An 851-nucleotide genomic window follows, 5' to 3' on the forward strand; every position below is an offset into this window, starting at 1 on the left:
GAGCTCGTGCGCGCCGACCGCTCGGCCCCCGATGCCTACGACGAGGTCGCAGGTCGTCGATGGGACGCCGTCGTCGACGTCACGCGCCAGCCCGGGTTCGCCCGACGCGCGGCCGTCGAACTCGGTCCGTCCGCCGCGCACTGGACGTTCGTCTCCTCGGGCAACGTCTATGCCCGGCACGACGAGCCGGGCGCCGACGAGACGGCGGAGCTGATGCCCCCGCTCGAGTCCGACGAGTCGGATCCCGAGACGTACGGCGAGGCCAAGTCGGCGATCGAGCAGGCCTACCGCGAGGCGGTCGGCGACCGGCTGCTCATCGTCCGCCCGGGGCTCATCGTGGGGCCGGGCGACCCCTCGGGCCGGGGCGGATACTGGGTGGCGCGGGCGGCTCGCGACGACGGGCCGATGCTCGTGCCCGACATCCTCGACTCGCCGGTGCAGGCCATCCACGTCGACGACCTGGTGCGGTTCACGCTCGACGGGATCGAGCGTCGGCTCACCGGGGCGTTCAACGCCGTCGGCGATCGCGTCTCCTTCGAGGACTGGCTCGATCAGTCGCGCTCGGTCGCGGGTCATGTCGGCGAGGTCGTCGCCGTCTCACCCGAATGGCTGGCCCAGCAGGGCGTCGCCGAGTGGTCAGGTCCCGAATCGCTGCCGCTCTGGATCATCGACCCCGACTGGCAGGCGTTCCTCGACCGCTCGAACGCCGCCGCGAAGGCGGCCGGGCTGCGCCTGCGGCCGCTGGAGCAGCTCCTCGCCGAGATCCTCGAGTGGGAACGGAGCCAGGGCCTCGACCGCGAGCGCGGCGCCGGGCTGTCGGCCGAGCGCGAGCGGGAATTGCTGACGGCGCT

1 protein-coding gene is annotated in these 851 nt (G+C 73.1%); it reads left to right on the forward strand.

Annotated features, from left to right (window positions below):
• On the forward strand, nt 1-851 hold an 851-nt coding region (locus GH736_RS23620), incomplete at both ends, for an NAD-dependent epimerase/dehydratase family protein (RefSeq protein WP_159607522.1).

Source organism: Agromyces humi, assembly GCF_009720255.1.
Lineage (GTDB): Bacteria > Actinomycetota > Actinomycetes > Actinomycetales > Microbacteriaceae > Agromyces > Agromyces humi.